18 protein-coding genes are annotated in these 23,495 nt (G+C 73.2%); 8 read left to right on the top strand and 10 right to left on the bottom strand.

Annotated features, from left to right (window positions below; genetic code table 11):
* Nucleotides 1–22: 22 nt before the first annotated feature.
* Nucleotides 23–355 (bottom strand): PadR family transcriptional regulator, encoded by a 333-nt coding sequence (locus IEX37_RS02720; RefSeq protein ID WP_188754723.1) that lies wholly within the window; start codon nt 353–355, stop codon nt 23–25.
* Between the two features lie 138 nt (nt 356–493).
* Between IEX37_RS02720 and IEX37_RS02715 the strand changes: the two genes are divergently transcribed.
* Nucleotides 494–1,711, top strand: a complete 1,218-nt coding sequence (locus IEX37_RS02715; protein ID WP_229663033.1) for an MFS transporter — start codon at nt 494–496, stop codon at nt 1,709–1,711.
* A gap of 63 nt (nt 1,712–1,774) precedes the next feature.
* Nucleotides 1,775–2,782, top strand: coding sequence for an o-succinylbenzoate synthase (locus IEX37_RS02710; protein WP_188754721.1), 1,008 nt, complete (start codon nt 1,775–1,777; stop codon nt 2,780–2,782).
* 106 nt (nt 2,783–2,888) lie between these two features.
* On the opposite strand, the gene IEX37_RS02705 is transcribed toward IEX37_RS02710, so the two are convergent.
* The gene (locus tag IEX37_RS02705) at nt 2,889–3,545 is read right to left on the bottom strand and encodes a TetR/AcrR family transcriptional regulator (protein WP_188754720.1); all 657 of its coding nucleotides are present in this window, start codon (nt 3,543–3,545) and stop codon (nt 2,889–2,891) included.
* Nucleotides 3,546–3,673: 128 nt separating this feature from the next.
* Between IEX37_RS02705 and IEX37_RS02700 the strand changes: the two genes are divergently transcribed.
* Together IEX37_RS02700 and IEX37_RS02695 are read left to right on the top strand one after the other, a co-directional pair.
* Nucleotides 3,674–6,550: an MMPL family transporter gene (locus tag IEX37_RS02700; RefSeq protein ID WP_188754719.1), complete on the top strand. Its 2,877-nt coding sequence runs from the start codon at nt 3,674–3,676 to the stop codon at nt 6,548–6,550.
* A complete protein-coding gene (locus tag IEX37_RS02695) occupies nt 6,547–8,865 on the top strand; it encodes a YhgE/Pip domain-containing protein (RefSeq protein WP_188754718.1) in 2,319 nt (772 codons plus the stop codon). The genes IEX37_RS02700 and IEX37_RS02695 overlap by 4 nt, the downstream gene beginning before the upstream one ends.
* Before the next feature lie 128 nt (nt 8,866–8,993).
* Here IEX37_RS02695 and IEX37_RS02690 read toward each other — a convergent pair whose 3' ends face one another.
* Genes IEX37_RS02690 through IEX37_RS02685 form a run of 3 tightly spaced genes read right to left on the bottom strand, consistent with a single transcriptional unit; the run spans nt 8,994 to nt 12,921 of the window.
* Nucleotides 8,994–11,075, bottom strand: a complete 2,082-nt coding sequence (locus IEX37_RS02690; RefSeq protein ID WP_229663032.1) for a PTS fructose transporter subunit IIABC — start codon at nt 11,073–11,075, stop codon at nt 8,994–8,996.
* Between the two features lie 35 nt (nt 11,076–11,110).
* Nucleotides 11,111–12,145 (bottom strand): 1-phosphofructokinase family hexose kinase, encoded by a 1,035-nt coding sequence (locus IEX37_RS15910; RefSeq protein ID WP_229663069.1) that lies wholly within the window; start codon nt 12,143–12,145, stop codon nt 11,111–11,113.
* The gene (locus tag IEX37_RS02685; RefSeq protein ID WP_188754716.1) at nt 12,142–12,921 is read right to left on the bottom strand and encodes a DeoR/GlpR family DNA-binding transcription regulator; all 780 of its coding nucleotides are present in this window, start codon (nt 12,919–12,921) and stop codon (nt 12,142–12,144) included. Before IEX37_RS02685 ends, IEX37_RS15910 begins: the two co-directional genes overlap by 4 nt.
* A 123-nt stretch (nt 12,922–13,044) precedes the next feature.
* Between IEX37_RS02685 and ccsB the strand changes: the two genes are divergently transcribed.
* Nucleotides 13,045–14,052, top strand: a complete 1,008-nt coding sequence (gene ccsB / locus IEX37_RS02680; RefSeq protein ID WP_188754715.1) for a c-type cytochrome biogenesis protein CcsB — start codon at nt 13,045–13,047, stop codon at nt 14,050–14,052.
* Between the two features lie 150 nt (nt 14,053–14,202).
* Here ccsB and resB read toward each other — a convergent pair whose 3' ends face one another.
* The 4 genes from resB to IEX37_RS02660 all read right to left on the bottom strand — a co-directional run bounded on the left by resB (nt 14,203) and on the right by IEX37_RS02660 (nt 18,211).
* Nucleotides 14,203–15,912 (bottom strand): cytochrome c biogenesis protein ResB, encoded by a 1,710-nt coding sequence (gene resB, locus IEX37_RS02675; RefSeq protein ID WP_188754714.1) that lies wholly within the window; start codon nt 15,910–15,912, stop codon nt 14,203–14,205.
* Nucleotides 15,893–16,720, bottom strand: coding sequence for a cytochrome c biogenesis CcdA family protein (locus IEX37_RS02670; RefSeq protein WP_188754713.1), 828 nt, complete (start codon nt 16,718–16,720; stop codon nt 15,893–15,895). The genes resB and IEX37_RS02670 overlap by 20 nt, the downstream gene beginning before the upstream one ends.
* 73 nt (nt 16,721–16,793) lie before the next feature.
* Nucleotides 16,794–17,384 carry a TlpA family protein disulfide reductase gene (locus IEX37_RS02665; RefSeq protein WP_188754712.1) on the bottom strand — a complete coding sequence of 197 codons (591 nt, stop codon included), beginning with the start codon at nt 17,382–17,384 and terminating at the stop codon, nt 16,794–16,796.
* 164 nt (nt 17,385–17,548) lie between these two features.
* The gene (locus IEX37_RS02660) at nt 17,549–18,211 is read right to left on the bottom strand and encodes a TetR/AcrR family transcriptional regulator (RefSeq protein WP_188754711.1); all 663 of its coding nucleotides are present in this window, start codon (nt 18,209–18,211) and stop codon (nt 17,549–17,551) included.
* 96 nt (nt 18,212–18,307) lie between these two features.
* Here IEX37_RS02660 and IEX37_RS02655 point away from each other — a divergent pair, with 96 nt between their 5' ends.
* A complete protein-coding gene (locus IEX37_RS02655) occupies nt 18,308–19,213 on the top strand; it encodes an SDR family NAD(P)-dependent oxidoreductase (protein WP_188754710.1) in 906 nt (301 codons plus the stop codon).
* Nucleotides 19,214–19,270: 57 nt separating this feature from the next.
* Here the strand turns inward: IEX37_RS02655 and IEX37_RS02650 are convergent, their stop codons facing one another.
* Nucleotides 19,271–19,900 carry a histidine phosphatase family protein gene (locus IEX37_RS02650; protein WP_188754709.1) on the bottom strand — a complete coding sequence of 210 codons (630 nt, stop codon included), beginning with the start codon at nt 19,898–19,900 and terminating at the stop codon, nt 19,271–19,273.
* An 88-nt stretch (nt 19,901–19,988) separates the two neighbouring features.
* Here IEX37_RS02650 and IEX37_RS02645 point away from each other — a divergent pair, with 88 nt between their 5' ends.
* Nucleotides 19,989–22,067, top strand: coding sequence for a hypothetical protein (locus IEX37_RS02645; protein ID WP_188754708.1), 2,079 nt, complete (start codon nt 19,989–19,991; stop codon nt 22,065–22,067).
* 112 nt (nt 22,068–22,179) lie between these two features.
* Nucleotides 22,180–23,268, top strand: a complete 1,089-nt coding sequence (locus IEX37_RS02640; RefSeq protein ID WP_188754707.1) for a type I restriction endonuclease — start codon at nt 22,180–22,182, stop codon at nt 23,266–23,268.
* Nucleotides 23,269–23,495: the final 227 nt, after the last annotated feature.

The raw sequence follows: 23,495 nt of genomic DNA, 5'->3' as shown, positions 1-23,495 counted from the left end.
CCTTGCATCGCGTGCGAAGTCGTCACGCGTCGGTCAGGTCGTCGAAGGCGGCCGCGAGGGCGCGCCAGTCTTCAGCGAGGATCCGGGCGAGGCGGGTGCCGTCGTCCGAGGTGCGGTAGAACTTCCGGGGCCGCGCCTCGTCCGTGTTCCACTCGCTCGTGAGGTAGCCCTGTTTCTCCAGCCGCCGCAGCAGCGGGTAGAGCGTGTTGGCATCGGCCGTGAAGCCGCGCCGGTCGAGCTCCTCGAGGAGCCCATAGCCGTAGCCGGGCCGGCGCAGCAGCTGCAGGCACGCGAGCACGACGGTTCCGCGCCGCAGCTCCTGCCGGTGGGTCTCGACGTCGTCGCGCTCTTGCATGTCCGACACTATACCGTGTGACACACACTATTGGAAGTGCGTACGATGAAGTAGCAGCGGTCATTACCGTGACGGTCCGCTGGGCGTGTCCGGTCGCATGCGTGTCGCGGTGACAGGCTCGGTGACAGGATGAGCAGGATGTCCGCGCAGCCCTCCCCATCCCTGGCATGGGTGCAGCTGACCCTCGCGATCGGCGCCCAGCTGGCGGGCTCGGCCTTCGCGGCGACTCCCGCCTTCCTGATCCCGGTGCTCCACAGCGAGCACGGGATGAGCCTGGCTCAGGCCGGCGTGCTCGCGGGCGCCCCCAGCCTCGGGCTCGTCCTCACGCTGGTGGCGTGGGGCGCGCTGGCGGACCGCATGGGTGAGCGACTGACGATCACGGCGGGCCTCGTGCTCGGATGCGCGGCCGCGCTCGGCGCGGCTCTCGCGGACGGCTACGCGTGGCTCGGCGTCTTCCTCGTGCTCGGCGGGATGGCGGCGGGCAGCGCGAGCTCGGCCAGCGGCCGCCTGGTGGTCGGCTGGTTCCCCCGGGAGCGCCGCGGACTGGCGATGGGGATCCGGCAGATGGCGCAGCCGCTGGGCGTCACGGTCGCGGCCGTCGCGGTGCCCCCGCTCGCGGCCGCGTCCGGGGTGGGAGCGGCGCTGATGCTGTCGGTGGTGCTCACGGGCACGCTGACCGTGGCGTGCGGTCTGGGGATCCGCGACCCGCGGCGAGCGCCCGCCGGCGGCGCGCAGGCCCCGGCCGCGGCGAACCCGTACCGGTCGAGCGGATTCCTGTGGCGCATCCACGCCGTGTCGGTGCTGCTGGTCGTGCCGCAGTTCGCGCTGTCGACGTTCGGCCTGGTGTGGCTCGTCGCCGAGCTCGGCTGGTCCGAGCTGGCAGCGGGCGCCCTCGTGGGCGGGGCGCAGTTCGCGGGGGCGCTGGGACGCATCGGGATCGGCATCTGGTCGGACCGGATCGGACGGGTGCGGCTGCTGCGGCGGATCGCGGTCGCGGGCATCGCCGTGCTGCTGGCGCTGGCCGGGCTGGCGGGCCTGGAGTGGGCGGGGGCCGCCGCGGTCGCCTACGTCATCGCGACGTGCGTCTCGGTCGCGGACAACGGCCCGGCGTTCACGTCGGTCGCCGAGTTCGCCGGCCCGGTCTGGGCCGGGCGCGCCCTCGGCGTGCAGAACACCGGTCAGTTCGTCGCCGCGGCGCTCGTCGGCCCCGCGGTCGGTGGCCTCATCGGGCTCGTCGGCTATCCGCTCTCCTTCGCCCTCGTCGCGCTGGCCCCCGCGCTCTCGCTGCCGCTCATCCCGTCGCGCGACCGCGAGCACGGCGTGCCCGTCGAGGCGTCGCCCGATCGGCCCGGGTGAGCTCGTCGCCGCGGTCCGCCCGGGGGCGTGGCCTCGGCGCGTCCGTCCGGGCAGGATGAGGGGATGACGTCCCCGGCCTCCCCTCCCGTGCCCCCGCTGGCGGATCTGCTCGCGGGTGCGCGCGTCGTCTCGCTGCCGCTCGCCACGCGCTTCCGCGGCGTGGAGCACCGGGAGGCCGCGCTCATCGAGGGGCCGCTCGGGTGGGCCGAGTTCTCCCCGTTCCTCGAGTACGCCGACGACGAGGCCGCGACCTGGCTCGCCGCGGCGATCGACTTCGCGTGGCACGCGCAGCCCGAGGCCGTGCGCACCGAGATCCCGGTCAATGCGACGCTGCCCGCCGTGCCCGTGGAGCGCGTCGGCGAGGTGCTGGCGCGCTACGACGGCTGCCGCACCGTCAAGGTCAAGGTCGCCGAGCGGGCACAGACGCTCGCGGATGACGTCGCGCGCGTGCGCGCCGTGCGCGAGCTGCTCGGCCCGGAGGGGCGCGTGCGGATCGATGCCAACGGCGGCTGGAACGTCGACGAGGCCGAGCACGCCGCCCACGCCCTCGCGGAGTTCGACCTCGAGTACCTCGAGCAGCCGTGCGCCACGGTCGCGGAGCTGGCCGAGCTGCGCACGCGCCTGCGGCGCTGGGATCTGCCGATCGCGGCGGACGAGAGTGTCCGCAAGGCGCAGGATCCGCTCGCGGTCGCCCGCGCGGGCGCGGCCGACCTCGTCGTGGTCAAGGCGCAGCCGCTCGGCGGAGTGCGCCGCGCGCTCGAGATCGTCGCCGCGACGGGGCTGCCGGCGGTGGTGTCCAGCGCGCTCGACACGTCCGTCGGCCTCTCACAGGGCGCGGCGCTCGCCGCCGCGCTGCCCGACCTCCCCTTCGACTGCGGCCTCGGCACCGCGTCGCTGCTCGCGGCCGACGTCGTCGCCGATCCCCTCGTCCCGCGCGGCGGCGCGATCCCGGCCGGCCGCGTCATCCCCGATCCGGCGCTGCTCGACGCGCACGCCGCCCCTCCCGAGCGCCGCGCCGCCTGGCTCGAACGCATCGCGCGCTGCCACGCGCTGCTGTCCGGCACCGCCTGACCCGCGACAATCCGTCCCCGCGCCGAGAATGCGTGTGGCGCACGGATTGTGGGCGCGGGGACGGATTGTCGGCGGCAGCACGGATTGTCGCGGCCGGGGCGGCGCGTCAGGCGCGGTCGATGAGCAGCTGGCCGACGCGCGCGATCTCGCGGCTGCGCACGGCGAAGAGCTCCTCGTCCGTGGCGCCGGCGATGAGGGCGCGCGCCGAGGCGCCCTCCCACGCGGTCAGCACCATGCGCGCGGCGTCTTCGGCGGGCATCGCGAGGCGGATGTCCTTCGCTGCGGCGATGTCGTCGACGAGCTGCGCCACCTCGCGCAGCATCCGGTCGTCCTGGGCGAGGAACGCGGCGGCCGTCTGCGGATCGCGCATCGCGCGGATCCGGATCTCGTTCATCAGCATGACCCCGAAGCGGTCGTCGCCCGGGACGTCGAGGGCCTGCACGAGCGCGACCGCGTTCGCGGGCTCGGCGTCGGTGGACGCCGCGAGGATGTCGCCGCTCTCGAGCAGCTCGGCCACGCGGCGGCGCACGGCCTCGACGCGCTCGCTGACGAAGCGCCCGACGAGCTCGACGAACAGCTCGTCCTTCGAGTCGAAGTTGGAGTAGAAGGCACCGCGGGTGAAGCCCGCGCGCTCGCAGACCGCCTCGACCGACGCCTCGCCGAGACCGACCTCCGCGAAGACCTGCGCGGCCGCGTCCAGCAGGCGGGCGCGCGTGTTCTCGCGACTGCGGGTCGAGGCCCGCTCTGTGCCCGTCTCGTTCATCGCGCCCCTCCGGCTCTCATTCTCACCGCTCCCCCAGCCGCGGTTGCCGCGCCGCCGATTACGATACACACTTGTATCGGATACAGCGCTGTATCGAAACCCCCTGTCCGCCGATCCGAAGGGCGTCTGTGTCCACGCTGCTGTACTCGCTCGGCCGTTGGTCGTTCCGCCACCCCTGGCGCGTCCTGTCGGCGTGGCTGCTCATCCTGCTCGTGGCGGGCGGCGGCGCGCTCGGGCTGAACAAGGGGTTCGACAACTCCTTCTCGATCCCGGGGACGGAATCGCAGGAGGGCCTCGAGCAGCTCAGCCGGACGTTCCCGCAGGTGTCCGGCACCAGCGCGCAGTTCATCGTGGTCGCGGCGCCGGGCGAGAGCGTCGAGGACGCCGCATACCGGGAGCCGATCGAGGCGGCGGTGTCCGAGCTCGCGGATCTTCCGGACGTCAGCAGCGCGACCTCGCCGTTCGACGGCCTGGTCAGCGGGATGATCTCGGACGGGGGCACCGCCGCGATCGCGCAACTGCAGTTCGATGCGATCCAGACCGAGATCACCGGCGACGACAAGGCGGCGCTCCAGGCCGTGGTCGACGACCTGGCCGAGCGCCTCCCCGACGGCTCGCAGACCGCACTCGGCGGCGAGCTGTTCTCGACCGAGCTGCCCACCGTCACGATCACCGAGGCGATCGGCGTCATCGTCGCCCTGCTCGTGCTGATCATCACCTTCCGTTCGCTCGTGCTCGCGGGGCTGCCGCTCGCCGTGGCCCTCATCGGGGTGGGGGCGTCGCTGCTGGGACTCGTCGCCGCGACGCAGTTCGCCACCGTGTCGGCGACGACCCCGATGCTCGCGCTGATGCTCGGCCTGGCCGTCGGCATCGACTACTCCCTGTTCATCGCGGCGCGCCACCAGGATCAGGTGCGGGACGGGATGGAGCTCGAGGAGTCCGCCGGCCGCGCGACCGGGACCGCGGGCTCCGCGGTCGTGTTCGCGGGCGTGACGGTGCTGATCGCCCTGATCGGCCTGAGTTTCGCGAACATCCCGTTCCTGACCACCATGGGCATCGCGGCGGCGGTCGCGGTCGCGGTCGCCGTGCTGATCGCCGTCAGCCTCACGCCCGCGCTGCTGGGCTTCGCGGGCCACCGCGCCATCGGCCGGCTGCCCCGCCGCCGCGGCGCGCGCGCCGCCGGAACCGGCACCGCATCCGCCGGCGGAACCGCGTCCGTCAGCGGACCCGGCACCGCCGCGCCGCCCGCACGGAAGAGCTTCTCGGAGCGCTGGGTCGCGGGCGTCACGCGTCGCCCCGTGCTCACGACGGTGGCCGTCGTGCTCGGCCTGGGCCTGCTGGCGGCGCCCATCGGCAGCCTCGCGCTCGCCCTGCCGAACGCGGGCGCCCTCCCCAGGGACAACGAGGCCCGCATCGGCTACGACCTCACCTCCGAGCACTTCGGCCCCGGCTTCAACGGCCCCCTGATCCTCACCGGCACGATCGTCACGTCGGACGATCCGCTGGGCCTTCTGGAGGACCTGCGCGACGAGGTCGAGGCGCTCGACGGCGTCAAGGAGGTGGCGCTCGCGGCGCCCAACGAGACCGCCGACACCGGCATCGTCCAGATCGTTCCCGAGACCGGACCCGACGACCCCGCCACGAGCGCCCTGGTGCGAGAGCTGCGGGCCCACCAGGGCGAGTGGCTCGACCGGTACGGCATCGACCTCAAGGTCACGGGGTTCACGGCCGTCGCGATCGACATCTCCGACCGGCTCGGCAAAGCGCTCGTGCCGTTCGGGATCTTCGTCGTCGGCCTGTCGTTCGTGCTGCTGATGATCGTGTTCCGCTCGATCTGGGTTCCGCTCAAGGCCGCCCTCGGGTACCTGCTGTCGATCCTCGCCGCGTTCGGCGTCGTCGCCGCGGTGTTCTCGTGGGGCTGGGGCGCGGATCTGCTCCACGTCGCCCGCACCGGCCCCGTCATCGCGTTCATGCCGATCGTCGCGATGGGCGTGCTGTTCGGCCTCGCGATGGACTACGAGGTGTTCCTCGTCTCCCGGATGCGCGAGGACTTCGTGCACGCCGCCCGCCGCCTGGGCGCGACGCGCGATGTCGCGGTCGGGGCCGTCCGCAGCGGCTTCGCGGCGTCCGCACGCGTGGTCACCGCGGCGGCCGTGATCATGTTCGCCGTCTTCGCGGCGTTCGTGCCGGAGGGCGACTCCAACCTCAAGCCCATCGCGCTCGCGCTCGCCGTCGGCATCGCGATCGACGCGTTCGTCGTGCGGATGACGCTGGTTCCCGCCGTCATGGCGCTGCTGGGAGAGAAGGCGTGGTGGATGCCGCGCTGGCTCGACCGGCTCCTGCCGCACTTCGACATCGAGGGGGAGGCCGTCGAGCGCGAGCGCTCTCTCGCGGACTGGCCGGAGCCGGCCTCGACGGCCGTCGTCGCGGCCGAGGACCTCGAGATCGCGACGGACGACGCGCGGCTCGCGGCCGGCGTGTCTCTGCGCGCCGAGCCGGGCGCGGCCGTCGTGATCGCGTCGTCCGACCCGCGCGCGGCGCGCGCGGTGGGGCTCGCGATCGCCGGCCGCACCGTCCCGACCGGCGGACTCCTGCGCGTCGCCGGACACCTGCTTCCCGAGCGCGCCGCCTGGGTGCGCGCCCACGTCGGGCTCGCCCTGCTCGCGGGCGCGGAGGATCCCGTGCGCGAGGCGCGTGCCGCCGTGCGCGGCCGCTCGCGCCGACGCGGGGCCGAGACCCGCGACCGCGGCTCGCTCGTCGTCATCGACGGCGCCGACACCCTCGCCCCTGCCGTGCGCGACCAGCTCGCGGCCGTCCTGCGCGACGCCGCCTACGCGTCGGCTCCCGAGCCCCTCACGATCGTCGCGACGGGAACCGACGCCGGTGCCGTCCGGCGGCTGGTGCTCGACGCCGGCTGGACCGACGTCCGCGAGGTCGACGTCGCCCCCGGCGGCGCCCTCCCGTCCGGACCCCGCCCCGCTTCCTCCATCGAGGTGAACGCATGACCCGCTTCCGCACCCTGGCCGTCGCCGGCCTCGAACGCGCCCGGACGGCCAAGCCCGTCACGTGGCTGACCGTGATCGGCGTCCTCCTGCTGCCGGCGGTCGTCGGCGGCGTGCTCGTCGCGGCGCTGTACAACCCGACCGAGCGCCTGGACAACATGTCGGCGGCGATCGTCAACCTCGACGAGCCCGTGACCGTGCAGGGCCAGTACACGCCGCTCGGCCGCCAGGTGGCCGCGGGCCTCGTGGAGGGCTCGGACGACCTCGACAGCAACCTCACGTGGGTGCTGTCGAACGAGGACGACGCCGCCGACGGCATCGCGGACGGCACGTACCAGGCGGTCGTCACGATCCCCGAGAACTTCTCGGCCGCGGCGACCTCCGCGGGCCAGTCGCTGTCCGGCTCGGACACGCGACCCGAGCGGGCCACCATCGAGGTCGTCACGGCGCCCGACGCCCGCATCGTCGATCAGGCGATCACGGCGCAGATCGCGTCGGTGGCCGCGTCGGTCACCGGCCAGATGCTCTCCGAGGCGACGCTGTCGAACGTGTTCGTCGGCTACTCGACCCTCGGCGACCAGCTCGGGGACGCCGCCGACGGCGCGGGTCAGCTCGCCGACGGCGCGCGCGAGGCGCAGGACGGCGCGACTCAGCTCTCCGGCGGCGCGGGCCAGCTCGCCGGCGGGGTGAGCCAGCTCGGCGCGGGCGCCGGCGAACTCGCCGGCGGCGCCGCACAGGCCGCGTCGGGAGCGCAGCAGCTCGGCGACGGCGCGGGCCAGCTCGCCGGTGGCGCGGGGCAGCTGAGCGGCGGGGCGCAGCAGCTCGGCGACGGGGCGGCCGAGATCGCCGGCAACATGCGGGGCATCGCCGACGGCATGGCCGGCATCGGCACGGGCGCGGGCGACCTCGCGAACGGCGTGCAGCAGATCGCAGACGGCAACCGCCAGCTCGCCGACGGCGCGCAGCAGCTCGTCGACGGCATCCGCGGCGGCGTGGAGTACGTGCGCGACCAGGACATCGCCGGACAGCTCAACCGGGCGGCGACCCAGCTCACGGAATCCGCCGCGGCGTTCGCCGAGCTGGCGGATCGCTGCGACCCCACCCAGGACGCCGCCTACTGCGCCCAGCTGCGGGAGCTCGCCGACGCGGCGACCGCGTCCGCGTCGCAGGCCGCGTCCAACCTGGGCGCGGTCGCGGGGCGGGTCCCCGAGCTGCAGCAGCGGCTCGACGGCGCAGTCGGCGAGGCACAGGGCTTCACGGACGGCCTGACCGCGCTCGCGGACGGCGGCGATGAGGCGGCCGCCGGTGCGCGCGAGCTCGCGGCCGGCGCCGGTGGGCTCGCGGACGGCGCCTACCAGCTCGCCGACGGCACCGACGGGATCGCCGCCGGCGCATACGGACTGGCGGGCGGTGCGCGGGACCTCCAGGACGGAGCCGGCCAGATCGCGGGCGGCGTGAACGGGCTCGCCGGCGGCGTGGGGCAGCTCGCCCAGGGCGCGCGCGGCCTCGCGACCGGCGCGGGCGCGCTCTCCTCCGGCGCGGACGAGCTCGCCGACGGCGTCTCGCAGCTCGGCGAGGGCATCGGCGCGCTGGGCGGCGGCGCGGACGAGCTGGCGGACGGCCTCGGCCAGGCGGCCGACGCCCTGCCCTCGTTCTCCGACGCGGAGGCCGAGCGCCTCGCGTCCGTCCTCGCCGAACCGGTCTCGGCGTCGTCGGGCGAGGGGATGGCGATGTTCGGCGCGTCGGCGGTGCCGCTGCTCGTGGCCGCCGTGATGTGGTTCGGCGGGCTGGGCACCTTCGTGGCGATGCGCTCGTTCACGGCCCGGACGCTGACATCCCGTCGGGCCTCGGCGACGCTCGCCGTCGCGGCGCTGCTGCCCGCCGCGATCATCGGCGCGGCGCAGGGCCTGCTGGTGGCGATCGTGGTCCAGATCGTGATGGGCTACGACGCCGGCACCGCCGCCGCGCTGCTGGGCCTGTGCGTGCTGATCGGAGTCGCGTTCGCCGCGATCCACCAGGCGCTGGTCGCGGTGCTGGGCGGCGCCGGGCGCTGGGTCGGCGCGATCATCGGGGCGAGCATCGTCGCGACCGGTGTGGTGTCGACGCTGCCCGCGTGGCTCGCCCGGGCCGCGTCGTTCCTGCCGGCAGCGCCGGCGTACGACGCGCTCCTCGGCGTCGTGGCGGACACGGGCCGCACGGGCGCCGCGATCGCCGGCCTGCTCGTCTGGGCGGTCCTGGCCTTCGTCGCCACGACGATCGCCGTGGCGCGCCGCCGGACCCTCCCGGCCCGCGCGATCCTGGCCCCGTCCCCCGCCTGATCCACCCACCCCGACCGCCCTGCCCCCGTTGCGGGCGGACGATGTCCCACTTCCGGTCGGAATAGCCCCCGCTTACCGACCAGAACTGGGACATCTACCGACGACAACTGGGACATCGGGACGGCGGGTCAGGCGGCGACGGCCTCCGCGCGGGAGGGGGTGCGGGTGAAGCGCTTGAGCGCGACGACGGCGAACCCGCTCACGAGCACACCCGCCACGAGCGCGATGGCGAAGCCCCACAGCGGGTTGATCGCGAAGAACACGAACAGGCCGCCGTGCGGCGCCTGCGAGCCCACCTGGAACAGCATCGACAGGAAGCCCGTGACCGCGCCGCCCAGCATGGACGCGGGGATGACGCGCAGCGGGTCGGCGGCGGCGAACGGGATGGCTCCCTCCGAGATGAAGGACAGCCCCAGCAGCCACGCCGCCTTGCCGTTCTCTCGCTCGGCCGCGCTGAACCCGCGCCGGTCGAGCACGGTGGACGCGAACGCGAGCGCGAGGGGCGGCACCATGCCCGAGATCATGACCGCCGCCATGATGTAGTACGGCACGGGGTTGTCGGCCGACCCGGCGCCGAGTCCCGCGACGGCGAACGCGTACGCGACCTTGTTGACGGGGCCGCCCAGGTCGAAGCACATCATGAGGCCGAGGATGACGCCCACGAGCGGCAGCAGGCCCGACGCGGCGAGGTTGTTCAGCCCGTCGGTCATCAGGTTCATCAGCCCCGCGATGGGCGCTCCGAGGAACAGCAGCAGCAGGCCGCTGGCGAAGATCGACGCCAGCAGCGGGATGATCGCCACCGGCATCAGCCCGCGCAGCCACCGCGGCGCGTTGAGCGATCCGAGCCACAGGGCCGCCAGCCCCGCGAGGACGCCGCCCACGATGCCGCCGATGAAGCCGGCGCTCGTGAAGACCGCGACGGCTCCGGCGACGAAGCCCGGCGCGATGCCGGGACGGTCGGCGATGCCGAACGCGATGTATCCGGCGAGCGCGGGCACGAGGAAGCCCATCGACAGGCCGCCGATCGTGAAGGCCACGGCGCCGAGGTACTGAGCCAGCCCACCGTCGGGGAGGTTCCACAGCGAGTTCTCGAGCGCGACCGTGTCCGCGACCTCGTCGATCCGGAACCCGCCCAGCAGGAAGCCCAGCGCGATCAGCAGGCCGCCGCCCGCGACGAACGGGATCATGTACGACACGCCGGTCAGCAGCACCCGCTGGATGCGCGCCCCGAGCGACTCGGTCGAACCCGCCGTCGCGTCCGGCGCCGCCTCCGCCGCGCCGGGCACGCGCTCGGCCGCGGGATCCCTCGCGGCGCGCGCCGCGAGCTCCAGCAGCGCACGCGGCTGCTCGATGCCCGCCTTGACGGGGCGGCGCACGACCGGCTTGCCCGCGAAGCGCTGCGCCTCGCGCACGTCGACGTCGACGGCGAACACGACGGCGTCCGCCTCGGCGATGGCCTGCGGGTCGATCGCGGCGTAGCCGCTGGAGCCCTGCGGCTCGACGCGGAAGTCGACGCCCGCCTCGCGCGCTGCGGCGGTGAGCGCGTCCGCCGCCATGTACGTGTGGGCGATCCCCGTGGCGCATGCGGTGACGGCGATGATCCGGGCCGGCCGCCCGTCGACGAGGATCGCGTCCCCGCCCGGGCCCTCCGCAGCGCCGTCACCCGGGCCCGCGGCACCGTCCGGCAGGCCGGCGGTCGCCTCGCCCGGGCCCGCAGCCCCGGACGCGTCGTGCTCGGCCGGGGGCGCCTCGCCGATCGCCTCGCGCACGATCCGCACGACGTCGCCGGCGTCGTTCGCGGCGCGCAGGGCCGCGGTGAACTCGTCGTCCATGAGGCGGCGCGCGAGCGACGACAGCACGGCGAGGTGCTCCTCGGCGGCCGTGTCGGGCGCGGCGATCATGAACAGGATGTCGGCGGGGCCGTCCTCGGCTCCGAAGTCGACGCCGGGCCGAAGCCGCGCGAACGCGAGCGACGCCCGCGTCACAACGGCGCTCTTCGCGTGCGGGATCGCGATCCCGCCCGGCAGGCCCGTGGCGTCCTTCTCCTCGCGGGCCCACGCGGCCTCGAAGAGGGCGTCGGCGTCGGTGGCGCGGCCCTCGGCGGCGAAGCGCCGCGAGAGCGCGCGCAGCACGCTGCGGGCGTCGGGGCCGAGATCCTCGTCGAGACTGACGAGTTCGGCGGTGATGGTGCCGGGCGTGTCGTTGGTCACGCTGTCCTCCTCCGGAACGTGCGGCGCGGGCCGCGTCAGGCGATGGGCCGCACGGGGATGGCCCCGGTGGCGATGTCGAGGGCCGCCAGGTCGGCCGGGGTGGCGAGCTGCGTGCCGGGCAGCGCGGCGGTCGCCGAGCCGTACGCGATGGCCGAGCGGAGCCGGCCCGGCGGGTCCTCCCCCGCCAGGTCGGCCAGCAGGTAGCCGGCGAGGGCGCTGTCGCCCGCGCCGACCGTGCTGCGCACGTCCACGGGCGGAGTGCCCGCGTGCCACGCCCCGTCGCCCGTCACGAGCACGGCGCCGTCGCCGCCGAGCGTGACGAGCGCGGCGCCCACGGCGAGGGGCACCACGAATGCCGCGAGCTCGGCCGCCGTCGGAACCGGCTGGGTGCGCAGGCGGTGCCGCAGGCCGTCCAGCGCCGCGCGCTGCTGCTCGGCGGAGGGCGCGGCCGGGTCCAGCGCCGCGTCGCCGCGGGCGGGGTGCAATTTCGACAGCAGGTCCGCGAGCTCGTCCTCGTTCGGCTTGATCAGGTCGACGTGCCCGTGGGCCACGACGTGCATGAGCGGGTCTCCCGACGTGTCGACCGCGATGCGCGGCGGGCGGGACGCCCGGTCGCGCACGGCCTCGATGACCTCGAGGTAGAAGTCGGGGCCCACGCCGGGCGGCAGCGACCCGCACAGCGCGAGCCAGTCGGCCGCGTCCGCGGCGGCGACGACGACGTCGATGAGCGCGTCCGCCTCTCCTCGTGTGAGGCCGGGGCCGGGCAGGTTGATCTTCGTCGTCTCGCCGTCGGGGTCCGTGATCGCGAGGTTGGCGCGCGCGTGGGCCGCGACGGGCACCGCGCGCAGCGGCAGGTCGCCGCTCAGGCGCGCGTACGGGTCGTCGGCGGCCAGCGGCAGCACCGCCAGCACCTCCGCGCCCGCGCCCCGGAGCACGCGCGCGACGTTGACGCCCTTGCCCGCGGCGTCCTCGCGCGCCGACTCGGCCGACTGCACGGCCCCCACCGCGAGCGGGCGCGTGAGCGTCACGGTGCGGTCCAGCGCCGGGTTCATCGTGAGCGTCACGATCATGCGATCCACACCTCCACATCCGCGTCCCGCAGGGCGCCCGCGAGCGCGCCGCCGGGCGCGCGGTCCGTGACCAGCACGTCCAGCTCGTCCAGCCGGGCGAAGCGCTGCAGCGACTCCTCGCCGAACTTCGACGCGTCGGCCAGGAGCACGACGCGTCGGGCGGCGCGGATGATGGCGCGCTTGACGTCGGCCTCCTCCGGATCCGGGGTGCTCGCCCCGAACGTCGCGGAGAGCCCGTTCGCGCCGAGGAACGCCACGTCGGGCCGCAGCGCGTCGATGGCGGCGACCGTGCCCGCGCCGACGGCGGCACCCGTGACGCCCCGCACGCGCCCGCCGATCGTCGTGAGCGCCGGGAACCCCGCCGCCGTGAGGCCGGCCGCGAGCACGACCGAGTGCGTCACGACGTGCACGGCCGCCGGCGCGAACCGTCCGGGCAGCTGGTCCGCGACCGCGCCCGTCGTGGTGCCGGCGTCCAGCAGCACCGAGCCCGTGAACCCGCGCCCGAGGGCGTCCAGCGCACGCGCCGCGATCGCGTGCTTGGCGGCCCCGGCCCGGTTCAGCCGCTCCCGCAGGTCCGCTTCCGCCACGCTGCCCCGGTCCGCGGCCACGGCCCCGCCGTGCACGCGGCGCAGAGCGCCGGCCTGCTCGAGCGTGGCGAGGTCGCGGCGCACGGTCTCGGTCGTCACTCCCAGGCGTGTGGCGAGGTCGGCCACCGCGACGCGCTGCTCGTCCACCAGCACCCGCTCGATGAACTGCCTGCGCTCCGTCGCGTACATCCCCCGGCCTTCCTCCCCGTCGAGCAATCGACACTACAACACGAACCCACTCAAAACAACAGAAACAAACGGGTGGGATGCGGTCCCAGGGAACGCGCGAGTGCCCGGACGTACAATCGCCCCATGCCCGCCGACGCACCCTCGCTCGACACCATCTCGGTTCTGCTGATCTGGACGGCGATCGCGATCTACGCCCTCGCGTTCGTCGCCTACGCCTTCGATCTGGCGCGACGCTCGCAGCTCACGGTGGAGCGTCAGGATGCCGCGAGGGACCGGGTGCTCGCCGGCGCGGGCGCGCGCGGAGGGGCGAGCGCTCCCGCCGAGGGCACGCCTGCCGGCGGGGAGCCCGTGGCGAAGCCGCGCCTGGTGATGGGCCGCATCGGCACGTCGCTGACCGTGCTGGCGTTCCTGTTCCACCTGGGCGGCACGGTGCTGCGCGGCGTGGCGGCGGAACGGGTGCCGTGGTCGAACATGTACGAGTTCGCGATGACCGGCACGCTGCTCATCACGGCCGTGTACCTCGGCGTGCTCTTCTGGCGCGACCTGCGCTTCCTGGGCACGTTCATGACGGGGCTGGTCACCGTGCTGCTGGGCGCGGCGACGCTGTCGTTCTACGTCGAGGTCGTGCCGCTCATGGATCCGCTGAAGTCGGTCTGGCTGATCATCCACGTGTTCGTGGCATCGCTGTCGACGGCCTTCCTGGCGCTGGCCTTCGCGCTGTCGGTGCTGCAGCTGCTGCAGACCCGCCGCGAGCGGCTCGCCCTGGCGGCCGAGGCGGGCGCCGAGCCCCAGCGCAGCTTCCTGCGCACGCTTCCGAGCGCCGAGGCGCTGGAGGGCTTGGCGTACCGCTTCGCGATCATCGGCTTCATCTTCTGGACGTTCACCCTGATCGCCGGCTCCATCTGGGCCCAGGACGCCTGGGGCCGCTACTGGGGCTTCGACACGAAGGAAGTCTGGACCTTCATCATCTGGGTGCTCTACGCCGGCTACATCCACGCACGCGCCACGCGCGGCTGGCGCGGCACACGCTCCGCGTGGCTGTCGATCGTGGGCTTCGTCGCGGTCATCTTCAACTTCACGATCGTCAACATGTTCTTCGAGGGCCTCCACGCCTACTCCGGCCTGAGCTGACCCAGCGCCCGGCCCCGCGGTCCAAGCCCCCGCCGTCAAAGCTCGTTGAGCGAGCGAAGCGAGTCGAAACGCCCGCCCAAGCCCCGGCTCAAAGCTCGTTGAGCGAGCGAAGCGAGTCGATACGCCCGCCCAAGCCCGCGCCCCGTCGGGTCAGGAGCCGAGCGCGTCGCGGTGGCGGGTGTGGAGCTGCTCGACGGCCGTCGCGAGCGTGGGGTCCTCCCCGCGGGCGAGCGCGGCGTACTCGAGCCGCACGCCCGATCCGTCCGGGGTCGCCTTGACCCACACCCGACGTCGCGGCACGAACAACGCGGTCAGCAGGCCGAGCACCGCGAGCACGGCGAAGCCGAGCACCCAGATGGCGGAGGCGTCGTGGTGGGTCTGCAGCGACACGAACCGCTTGACCGACTCGCTCAGCCCCACCTGCGCGGGATCCGCGTCGGCCGGCGTCTCGTCCTCGAACGTGATGGTGCCCCATCCGTTCGGCAGCTCCGCGGACTCGCCCGGCGCCAGCTCGATCGAATCGACGCCCGTCTCGCCGCCCGTGAGCTGCTCCATCTCGCTCGTGTCGAGCTCGTACACGCTGCGGGGCACGCCCTCGTCGATGCCGAGGTCGCCCGAGAAGACGTTGAGCGTGAGCACGGGGTTGTAGAGGTCGCCGAACGCGGACGTGAACGCGCCGGTGGCCAGTTCCGCCTGCGTCGGATAGAAGAAGCCGACCAGGCCCACCTGCTCGGGCAGGCCGTCCGCGATCTTGACCACGCCGAGCGAGGTCATGTTGGAGTCCTGCGGCAGGAAGGGCACGGACTCGCGGAACACGGTCGTGCCGTCCGCGTCCGTGATGCGGATCGTCGGTGCGTAGCCGTTGCCGAGCAGGTAGATGCGCTCGTCTCCGATGTCGAGCGGATAGTTCACGCGCACGGAGTCGTCGATCTCCGTGCCGTCCGGCTGGCGCACGGTCACGTTGGCCGAGAAGTCGCCGGCCTGCCCCTGCCCGCTCTGGCCGATCGGCACGTAGCTGACGTCGAAGGAGTTCAGCCGCAGCGCGTAGGGAGCTAGCGCGTGCTCGGAGACGAACCGGCCCCGGTTCATCGAGGAGTAGTCGACGAGCGCGTTGACGACGGTCTGCCCCTCGATCAGCACGCGCTGCCCCGTGTACGCGAACCCGCCGCCGACGCCGACGGCGACGAGCACGCCGACGAGCGAGGCGTGGAAGACGAGGTTGCCGGTCTCGCGCAGGTATCCGCGCTCGGCCGAGACCGAGAACGCCCCGCGCCCGTCGTAGCGCTCGACGCGGTAGCCCGACGAGCGCAGCTGCGCCTGCGCGAGGTCGACCGCGTGCCGCGCGTCCTCGTCGTCCCCCTCGATCCGGTCCGACAGGTGGTGCTCGAGCCGGTTGAGCCGCGCCGGGGTGCGGGGCGGGCGCGAGCGCAGCGCCTTCCAGTGGTGCTTCGTGCGCGGCAGGATGCAGCCGACCAGCGACACGAACAGCAGCAGGTAGATGGCGGAGAACCACGCCGACAGGTACACGTCGAACAGCTGCAGCGCGTCGAGCACCGGGAACAGGTCGGGGTTCTCGCGCTCCCACTGCGTCACGCCGTTGGGGTTCGCCATGCGCTGCGGGAAGATCGAGCCGGGCACCGCGGCGATCGCGAGCAGCAGCAGCAGGATGAGCGCGGTGCGCATGCTGGTGAGCTGGCGCCAGCCCCAGCGCAGCCATCCGACGACGCCGAGCGCGGGCTGGTTCACGCCGTCGTCGTCGGGCCGTGCGCCGTCGACGTGGTCGTTCGGGCGCAGCGGCTCGGATCCGTCGCGGGTGTCGCGGCGCCCGCCGGACGGGCCGTCAGAGCGGGAGCGGGACATTGGCGAACACCCCCTGCAGGCGCGACATCACCATGGTCCAGACGCCGGTGACCATGAGCAGGCCCAGCACCACCAGCAGAGCGCCGCCGACGATGTTGAGGACCCGCACGTGGCGGCGTAGGAACGCGAGCGAGCGGGTCGCCCAGCCGAACCCGAGGGCGACGAGCAGGAACGGGATGCCGAGCCCGAGCGAGTACGCCAGGCCCAGGAGCACGGCGCGTCCCGCATCGCCCTGGTTGAACGAGATGGCGAGGATGGCGGCGAGCGTGGGGCCGATGCACGGCGCCCAGCCGATGCCCAGCGCGATGCCGAGCAGCGGCGCGCCGATGAGGCCGGCGTTTCCACGAAGTTGTGGACGGGCGATGCGCTGCGCGATGCCGAAGAAGCCCATGAAGACCAGCCCGAGCAGGATGATCACGACGCCCAGGATCCGCGTGATGAGGTCGCCGTAGAGCACCGAGAACCGCGCCGTCGCGCCGCCCGCCACGCCGCCGAGCACGATGAGCCCGACAAACACGAGCGTGAAGCCCGCGATGAACAGCAGCACGCCCCCGACGAGCCGTCCACGCGAGGCGTCGGGCGCGCCCGGGGCCGCCTCGGGCGCCGCGGCGGGGACGGTGCCGCCCGAGCCCGCGGTCGCGGCGACGGGCACGGCCGAGCGCGGGGCGACGGCTCCCGCGATGAACCCGAGGTATCCGGGGACGAGCGGCAGCACGCAGGGGGACAGGAACGAGATCAGGCCCGCGAGCACGGCGATCGGCAGCGCCAGCCACAGGGTGCCGTCGGCGACGAGTGCGCCGGGGTTCACGGACGCGGCTCCGACACGGGGCCGGCGGCCGCGCCGCGGAGCGACACGGGGTCAGCGGCCGCGCCGCGACCGCTCACGCGCTCTCCTCGAGCGTCTCGCGCACGAGGGTCGAGAGGATCGACGGGCCTTTGATGGGACCGATGACGCGGGCGGCGACGCGCCCCTGCGTGTCGAGCACGAGCGTGACGGGGGTCGCCTGGATCGGCGTCGCGGCCGCGAACGCCAGCTTGACGTCGCCGCGCGTGGCGTCGATGACGCTCGGGTACGTCACGCCCCACTTCTCGGCGAACGCGCGGGCCTGGTCGGCCTGGTCGAACGTGTTGACCCCGACGAACGAGACCCCCTCGTCCTTGAAGTCCTGCCAGACCTGCTCGAGGTCGCCCGCCTCGGCGCGGCACGGCGCGCACGCGGCGTACCAGAAGTTGACGACCACGACGTCGCCGGCGACGTCGTCGCTCGAGAGCTCCTCGCCCGTCTCGGTCGTGCCCGCCCATACGACGGGCTCGCCGCGCTCGGACTCCGGGATCGACTCGACGGCCCACTCCCCCGCGATGTACCCGAGGTTCTCGCCCTCGAGATACGACTGGGAGACGGGATCGGGCGCGCACGCGGCCAGGCCCAGGGCGAGCGCGCCGGCCAGCAGCGCGGCACCGGCCCTGTTCATCCGGCGAGGCCGCCCGGGGCGGCCCGCGGGCACGCGGCGCGAACGCGACGATGCGGTCAGTCGGGCGACGGGGAGCACATCCCCATCCTATGTTTCGCGCCCGATCCGACCTGAGCACCAGCCGAAAGCACTCGCCAACGCCATCGGCCGGCGCCTGCATGACCTCAGGAGCGCGGTAGAACTCCGAGCAGCTGAGCGGTGAACGCGGCTCGGAGCGCTTGCGGCAGTTCCACGTGCAGCACGCCGAGTTCGGGCTCCTCCGCATAGGCGGCGAGAAGGCTGGGCGGCGGGGGGACGTAGCCCGATAGCGCCCCGGCTGACACCAGCACGGTGAGGCAGAACTGCTGGCTGTTGTCGCCGATCTCCGGCATGCGGCCACGCACGAGGGCGGTCATCGCGTCGAGTCGTCTGAGGGAGGCGCGCTTGTGACGCTTGACCACCTCCACCGAAACGTTGCGTTCAAGCACACTCCCCTGCGCGCCGAAAAGACCGCACAGCACCGGGCGCTCCGCCAACGTCCGGCTGAGGACGTCGGCGAGGCGCGCGGCGCGCGCCTCCAGGGCGTCCCCGGGGCGGATCTCCGCCATCTCTCGTTCCAGGGTGGCGATCCACTCACCGAGAAAGTCGTCCAGCAACTCGAGGAGCACTGCCTCCCGCGAATCGAAGTACCTCAGCACGTTCGACTTGGCCAACCCCACGCGCCGGCTCAGCTCATTGAGGGTGACGTCCGCCACGGGCATCTCGTCCAGCATCGCCGTCGCCGCATCGAGGATCGCCCGGCGGCGAATCTGCCGCTGCTCCTCGCTGCGCGCCCGCTGGAACGTCATCGACTCGAGCGTAGTGCAACAGACCGACAGTTCCTTGACAACGCACCATCGGTCTCTTATCTTCATATAAAAGACCGGCGGTTTCTAGGAGAGCTCATGCACATCGACTGGACCGAGCAGGACATCCCCGACCAGCACGGCCGCGTGGCGATCGTCACGGGAGGCAATGCAGGGCTCGGCTTCCACGCCGCCCGCATGCTCGCCGAACGCGGGGCGACGGTGGTCCTCGCGGTCCGAGACCCGCGGAAGGGCGAGGCGGCGGCTGCCCTCATTTCGGGCGATGTCTCTGTGCAAGCCCTCGACCTGACGTCTCTCGACTCGATCCGGTCGGCCGCGGAGGAACTGCGCTCCACGCACTCGCGCATCGACCTTCTGATCAACAACGCCGGCGTGATGTACACGCCGCGGCGAACCACCGAGGACGGGTTCGAGCTGCAGTTCGGCACGAATCACCTCGGCCACTTCGCACTCACCGGACTTCTGCTGGACCGCATGCTGCCGGTGCCTGGATCACGGATCGTCACGGTCAGCAGCACCGGCCACCGCATCCGCGCCGCCATCCACTTCGACGATCTGAACTGGGAGCGCTCATACAGCCGCGTGGCTGCGTACGGTCAGGCCAAGCTCGCGAACCTCATGTTCACGTACGAGCTGCAACGTCGCCTCGCGCCACTCGGCACGACCATCGCGGTCGCCGCGCATCCCGGCATCTCCAATACCGAGCTCCTCCGCCACACACCCTCCGTGGTCCGCAGACCCGTCACGTGGCTGGCACCGCTCCTTACGCAGGCACCGGAGAAGGGCGCTCTGCCGACCGTACGTGCCGCAGCCGACCCGTCGGTTCTCGGAGGCCAGTACTACGGCCCCGGCAACAGGAGCGAGACGCGCGGGTATCCCAGGGTCGTCGCCTCCAGCCCGGAGTCCTATGATCTGGCAACTCAGCGGCGCCTGTGGTCTGCGTCCGAAGAGCTGACGGGGGTGACGTTCCCTTTCGATCGGTAGCGGCACGCCATGTCGGCATAGCACCCACGCCCCGCGCCGACGGCGACGGCACCGGGGTCAGACGGCGCCGACGTCGACGGCGTCCTCGGTCGCCGCGGGCTCGGCGTACGACACCTCGCGCCACACGTCGCCCACACGCTCGAACGTCGTGACGCTCGACAGCGCGCAGCGACGGGTGCGGGGGTCGTGGCGCAGCGGCAGGCCCGCGACCGAGAGGTGCGTCAGCCAGATGGGCGCCTGGTGCGACACGATCACGATGTCTCCGGCGGCGGTCGCGTCCCACACGTCGTCCATGGCGGAGCGCATCCGCTCCACGATCTGGGTGTAGGGCTCGCCCCAGCTGGGCAGGGAGGGGCGGCGCAGGTGATGCCAGTTCCACGGCTTGCGCAGCGCGCGGCTCATGCGCATGCCGGCGAAGACGTTGGTCGGCTCGATGACGCGCTCCTCGATGCGGGGCGCGAGACCGAGCAGCTCCGCGAAGGGCTCGGACGACTCCTGCGCGCGCTGCAGCGGCGAAGACAGCAGGGCCGCCACGGGACGTCCCAGGCCGAGCACGTGCTCCGCGGCGGCGCGCGCCATGCGACGCCCCTCGGTGCTGAGCCCGAACCCGGGGAGCCGCTCGTACAGCACGCGGTCGGGATTGTGCACCTCGCCATGGCGCACGAGATGGAGGCGTTCGGCGGGCACGATCACATCATAGAGAGGCCCGGTGAACGGCGCGGCAACGCCGGTGCGTCGCCGCGCGAGCGCGCGGCCCCGCGGCTACCGTGGGCGGGTGCGTTCACGAAGCGGGCGGACCCGACGCCTCGCCGCCGCCGTCGCCGCGGCCGCGGTGCTGCTCGTCGTGGCCGGCTGTGTCCCCGAACCCGCCGAGGGGGAGGCGCGGCGCGATCCGGCGCCCGTGTTCGGCGGCACCCGCACGACGCAGGTCGACGAGGCCGGCGCCCGCTGGACCCACGGTGACGTCACGGTCGACGTGCCGCGCGACGCGATCCGCGTCAGGTCCGCGGGCGTCGCGGTGGGCGAGCCCCTCGGGCGCGCCGACTCGGGCATCGCCGCCGAGCTGTTCGGCACCCCCGTGCGCATCGAGGCGACGGCCGCTTTCGCGCAGCCGGTGGAGATCGCGTGGGACGTCTCGGGGCTGCCGCCGCACGCGGCCGAGACGGCGGCGCTGGTGGAGTGGGACGCTCAGCGGCGGGTCTGGACCCCCGCGGGAGCGCCGGTCCTCGCCGACGGGACCCTGCGGGCGGACGTGACGGGCAGTGCGGTCATCTCGTGGGCCGCCCCCGACGTCCGGGCGGCGGAGCCGCTGCGCCCGCCCGACCCGACGACTCCCGAATGCGGCCCCGGCGGGCTCCCCGGCTGGGTGACCACGTACGCCGCTCCCGGCCCGGATCGCCCGGACGCGGCGCTGCGGATGTGCGCCGAGGCGCACCAGTCGGACACCCTCACGGTGCGCAGCGTCAACACCGGCACGGTCGCCCGGATCCTCGAGCTCACGGAGGGCGCGTCCGTCGCGTGGGCCACCCGCCACGCGGATCCGGGGCACTTCTGGTCGCTCGCCGCCGCCGCGGTCGAGCGGGACGGCGCGGAGCTGCTGCCGCCCGGCGCCGAGCTGAGCCTGGGGATCGAGCGTCCGGGCACGGGCACGGCGGGCGCGGGCGAGCCGGTGCGCGCGGTGGCACGGGTGGATGCCTTCACCGCGGCCGTCGACCTGACGGCGGCGTTCTTCCGGACGGCGGGGCTCGGCGAGGTGCCGGCGCCGGAGACCACCGCGCTGGCCGCGGGCCTGCTGTCGTGCGCCGCCGCGACCGGCGAGGGGACGATCGGGCGGGCGGCGGACGTGGCGGCGGTCGCGACGGGCCTGACGTCGTGCGCGCAGCGGCTCGCGGACGGCGACACCTCCGAGGGGCGCGGCTTCGCCGCTGAGACCGCCGCCGCGGCGAGCGCGCTCGGGCAGGCGGATCCGGCCGCAGCGCGGCGCGTGCAGGGCGAGCGCGCGGTGTCCGCGGCGCTCCGCCTGGCCGCCGCGGGCGTGTTCGAGGAGCTGGTGCCCGTGCTCGCCGAGCCGATCGCGGCTGCCGCCGCGTCGCCGGTCGGCGGCGCGTCCTGGCTCGTCGTCGCGCACGACGACGCCCCGGCGCTGGGGGCGTGGAGTGCACGCTGCACGGACGCCGAGGCCGACGCCGTCGCGCTGCTGACGAATCTGACGGGACGTCCCGAGTTCGCCGATCCGTCGCGCAGCCTGGCGTCGCATCCGTCCTGGCGGGGCGCGGTGGAGGTTGCCGTCGCGCCGCTGGCGCACTGCACGCCCGACGAGCGCCGGGCCCTCGCCGCGGCGCTGCCCGACGTGTGGTCGAGCCCCGGGGCGGCCGGCGCCGCGGTGGAGGCCCTGGACGGGCTGGGCATCGCGCGACTGACGTGCGACGACCTCTTCGACCTCGCCGATCCGCTGACCTCGGGCTTCCATCCGGTGCGCGACATGCCGGCCACCGGCACCGGGCGCACGGTGTGCGGCTGGTCGTCCGAACCGGACCTCTCGCTCGCGGACGCGCCGCGCACGCACGTGCAGGTGTGGGTGTCGCGCGAGCGCGCCGACGCGGACGAGGTCGACCGCCGGCGCACGGAGGCGGAGCGCTCGGAGCTCGGCGGCCCCCAGGACTCCCCGGCGCTCGACGCCGTGGACGGCTTCGTGCTCGGCGCGTACGTGCCGAGCGGCCTGGAGCTCGAGTCGTGGCTGCCCGGCTACCGCATCGTCGTCACCGCCACCAGCGCCGACGACCCGGCGCAGTGGCGCATGGCCGCCGGGGTCGCCGCCGTCGAGCGCATCGCCACGGCCCTCGCCACCCGCTGACCCCGCCGGCGGGCGAGCACACGCCGCAGGCAGTCGCCGGTGTGTTCCTCAACTTTCGGACGCGGAGACGGTAGACATTTATTGCCCCGTTCATTACCCGATAGGACGACCCATGGACTTCACCGAACGGCTCAATGCACTCGCCCTCAAGGTTCAGAACCAGAAGCACGCGATCAAGACCGAAGAGGCGACGAAGACAGCTTTCATCATGCCGTTCATCTCATCCGTTTTGGGCTACGACGTCTTCGATCCGATGGAGGTGGTTCCCGAGTTCACTGCCGATGTGGGAACCAAACGCGGCGAGAAGATCGACTACGCGATCCTCCGCGACGGTGAAGTGCAACTTCTCATTGAGTGCAAGCTGTCTTCGCTGAAGATCGAGCACGCTTCCCAGCTCTACCGATATTTCTCTGTCACGAACGCACGCATCGCGGTGCTTACCAACGGTGAGGCCTACCACTTCTACACAGATCTCGACGCTCCGAACCGGATGGACTCCCGCCCGTTCCTGGTGCTTGATCTCGCAGACCTGGATGAGTCGCTAGTTCCCGAGCTGCGGAAGCTCACGAAGGAGGACTTCGACCTCGATTCCATCGTGAGCGCGGCCGAGGAACTGAAGTACGTTGGAGCGATCAAGCGGGCGATCGCGGAGGAGTTCAAAGCTCCGTCGCCCGAATGGGTCAAGTACTTCACGTCGAAGGTATACGACGGGTCGTTCACACAACGAGTGCGTGAGCAGTTCTACCCGCTGGTGCAGAAGGCTCTGAAGCAGTTCCTGAGCGACCAGGTGAACGACCGGCTCAAGACAGCGCTCGGGGCTGGCGCGTACGGCGAGGCACAAGCGGCCGCTCCCGAGACGGTGACGAGTGCGCCCGCGTCAGAGGCCGATCTCAACCGCGATACCGAAATCGAGACGACCCTGGAAGAGCTTGAGGGCTATCAGATCGTGAAGGCGATCGCATGCAGCGAGGTCAAGCCGCAGCGCATCGCGCACCGCGACGCGAAGTCGTACTTCGCCATCCTGCTCGATGACAACAACCGCAAGCCAATCGCGAGGCTTCACTTCAACGGTAAGTCGCAGAAGTACATCGGGCTGTTCGATGCGGATAAGAACGAGACCCGGCATCCGATCAGCGCACTGGATGATATCTATTCCTTCGCATCCATCATCCGGGACCGGGTCCGCGCGTATGAGGCGTAGTGCAGGCGAGTGTCCTTCCGGCCCGCCCCGCGACGTCCGACGTCCCGGGCGAGCACAGCCCCGACGTCCCCGCCCCCGAGGCGTTGACTAGCCCCGGTGCGGCTTACTAGCGCTCCCCGCACTAGTAACCGGCACCGGCGCTAGTTGTGATGTCCAGGTAGGTTGTTGAGTCTGCTGATGGGCGGGGCTCCGATGGCGGAGTGGCGCCTGTGGTGATTGTAGAAGTG

The organism is Microbacterium album (assembly GCF_014643695.1).
Lineage (GTDB): Bacteria > Actinomycetota > Actinomycetes > Actinomycetales > Microbacteriaceae > Microbacterium > Microbacterium album.
The sequence above is the reverse complement of the archived record's forward strand: the minus strand, read 5'-3'. Positions and strand labels throughout refer to the sequence as shown.